The sequence below is a fragment of the Kitasatospora nipponensis genome (assembly GCF_039528135.1).
GTDB lineage: Bacteria > Actinomycetota > Actinomycetes > Streptomycetales > Streptomycetaceae > Kitasatospora > Kitasatospora nipponensis.
The window spans coordinates 1-564 of the sequence record NZ_BAAALF010000991.1 but is presented as its reverse complement, the minus strand read 5'-3'; the positions used below and the strand labels follow the sequence as shown (position 1 = coordinate 564).

Here is a 564-nt window from a genome sequence, read left to right as displayed (position 1 = left end):
CGCTGACACCGTGCGCGAGGTCGAGCTGTACGCCGAGGCGGTGCCAGTCCTCAACCGGCTCGGTGTCCCGACCCTCGTCATCGACACCACCCGCCTCACCCCCGAGGAGGTAGCCGAGCGGATCGTCAGCGCCGCCCCTGCCCCCGGGAGTAGCGTCGGGCCGACCGACACCACCGAGAGCACGGGAGCAACAGCACGATGAACGGCAACGCCTGGGAGACCATCGGCAAGATCACGGCCATGCTCGACGGCTACACCCCGCTGGGCCGCGACCTCGAAGTGGCGATGCGGATCGGGAAGGTCGCGGAGGAGACCGGGGAGGTGCACGAAGCCCTTGCCCTCGCCCTCGGCCAGAATCCGCGCAAGGGCAAGGACCCCGAGGGCTGGACCAAGGTCGAGAACGAGCTGTGCGACGTCATCTTCACCGCGATGGTCGCCCTGACCAGCGTCAGCGACGACCCGGAGGGGAAGTTCGCCGAGCGCCTGGCGTTCGTCTCAGATCGCACTCTCAACCTCGCTTGACATCCCTGCCAGCCTGCCGCCGCTGACGCCGCCCTGCGCCGG

1 protein-coding gene and 1 pseudogene are annotated in these 564 nt (G+C 69.3%); both read left to right on the top strand.

Annotated elements, in window-relative coordinates:
* Nucleotides 1–202: pseudogene (locus ABD323_RS44490) on the top strand (hypothetical protein); the annotation flags it as partial.
* Nucleotides 199–522: a MazG-like family protein gene (locus ABD323_RS44485; protein ID WP_344447666.1), complete on the top strand. Its 324-nt coding sequence runs from the start codon at nt 199–201 to the stop codon at nt 520–522. The pseudogene ABD323_RS44490 and the gene ABD323_RS44485, both read left to right, overlap by 4 nt.
* Nucleotides 523–564: the final 42 nt, after the last annotated feature.

Excerpts from the sequence above, each read along its gene's own strand:
- ABD323_RS44485 (WP_344447666.1), top strand. The coding sequence starts at position 199 with ATGAACGGCAACGCCTGGGAGACCATCGGCAAGATCACGGCCATGCTC.